General features: G+C 67.1%; 2 protein-coding genes. One reads left to right on the forward strand and one right to left on the reverse strand.

The genetic code is table 11. The features are described 5' to 3' along the window. Positions 1-500: 500 nt before the first annotated feature. A complete protein-coding gene (locus tag BST40_RS27905) occupies positions 501-1,286 on the reverse strand; it encodes a hypothetical protein (RefSeq protein ID WP_075549455.1) in 786 nt (261 codons plus the stop codon). A gap of 382 nt (positions 1,287-1,668) precedes the next feature. Here BST40_RS27905 and BST40_RS31290 point away from each other — a divergent pair. Continuing rightward, on the forward strand, positions 1,669-1,903 hold a 235-nt coding region (locus BST40_RS31290; protein ID WP_208618947.1), incomplete at its 3' end, for a hypothetical protein.

A 1,903-nucleotide genomic window follows, 5' to 3' on the forward strand; every position in this document is an offset into this window, starting at 1 on the left:
GTACCCTGAGGGGGTGGGTCACCGGCGCGCATAGGGTAGGGGGGTACCCATCCATGCGACCATTCTCCGCCCTCAGTGACGCCATTCTTTCGCCAAATTTATGCCAAGCAATTCGCGCGATTAATGCAATTCGCCATTCTTTAATTACGTGAAGAAGCCCAGCGCCGGAGCCCTGGGGGGCAAACGCCGCCGAAGTGTTCCAGACGCCAGACCCGTACACGCCGCGACCCGGCGATTGCGCGTCTCCCCTTGGCCGTTTGCTCAAAAACCCATAACCGTAGAGCTCATCATTTCGGGGTGGTGCCGGGCGCAGGGCCGTCCGCTGCCCGACCGCCTTGGGTCCAAGTGTGCCAGGCCGCCGGGGAAGGGGTTGCAGCGATGTGACGATCTCCCTTGCAGTCCGCATGGTCGCGGTGAGTTTGACGCCCGGACACCACCAGCCCGTTGGGGGCCGGTCGCGTGGGTCCGCCGTGTCAGAGTTGCCCCACGCGACCGGCGGCTCATCCCCCGATCCAGCCGTCTGGAACCTGGCGCCACCCTGTCGGCGGTTCACCGTCGAGGGGGTCCCAGCGTTGGATGACGCGGTGCTCATCGACGCACGTCACGTGGGCTGGCAGCTCGGGCGCAGCGCGCAGCGGGTCGGTGGCGGCACGCAGCCCGGCGCCGAGCTTGAGTAGCGCGTTCCATCTGCCGGTGCCGTATTCGCGTTGAGCCTCGCCGGGCACGACGAACGCGGTGACCAACTTGCGCAGGTGCGCCCGGCGCGGATCGACGCACAAGGTGAACTGCAGACGGTCGGTAGCCCACTTGGCCGCGTTCCGTTCAGCCCCACACAACCGGGCAGCGGCAACAAGGGCGATAGCCGCGTGGTCCAGCTCGGTTTCGTCGCTGCCGCTGAACGCCCTCACCGCGGCGTCGAACGCCTTGGCCGCGGCCGTGTATGCCTTTTCCGCCGGCCACAAGCGGGTCAGCTCGTGGCACACCCGGACGGCCAACTGCTGCCGTAACTCGGCGTCGGCGGCCCCGGTAGCGGCCAGCTCGGCCAGCGCCGCGGCCCGCAGACCAGGCAGGTCTCCGGCCCCGGATGTGATGTGCTGCAGCAGCTGATCGACATGTGGCGTGCTCGTGTCGATGAAGGCGGCCCAGCGCTGGCGGACAGCTAGCCATTGCGCGGGCGGGGTGAATACCGCCTCCACGGCCGCGGCGTCGGCCAGGTGGGCGGGCAGCGGATCGCGGAGTCGGCCCTCCAAGTCGTGGTGCCCGATCCAGCCGGGGATTTTGCTCATTCGCGTTGCCCTTCCAAGTGTTCCGTGACGGCGCTCTCTGGGATGAGCCACCGGCCACCTTCGCGCCTGCCGTCGAGCTGGCTTGCCCGACGTCGGGCGTATCTCTCGGTCCATCCCGTTCGATCTGCGACTTCTCGTGTGCTAAGCCAAGTCTCATTGACAGACTGCGCAGCGGCGTCCGACTGCGGACCCGCGGACATGGCCTGAGCCAGAGCGACTTCCAGCGCCGACCACTCCGGGGGCACGGGCAGGTGCTCGCGGCGGCGCCGGCCGATGATGTGCCGAACCGCCAACAGCATGTGCCGGATGTCATCGCCGTGTAGCACGACGACGCCACCGACCACTACCGGGCCGCGCCGGTCGCCGGCCACGGGATTCACTCGTGCTCCCGCAGGCGGACGTACCGCAGGAAATTTTCGCGATTCCACTCGCGGCCCGACCGTTCAACCTTCGCTTTGACCCTTTCAAGCCAGCGGTTGTGCGCTTCCATGACTTCGGTGTCCAACCGCTGCAGGGCCAGGAGATGGACGGCGGTCTCGTGAGCAATAGTCAATACCTGTGGATCGAATTTTCAGGCAGCCTCCTTCTCGGTCCCGTCGACGGTCTGCTCGTCGGGG

The sequence above is a fragment of the Mycobacterium persicum genome (assembly GCF_002086675.1).
GTDB classification, from domain to species: domain Bacteria; phylum Actinomycetota; class Actinomycetes; order Mycobacteriales; family Mycobacteriaceae; genus Mycobacterium; species Mycobacterium persicum.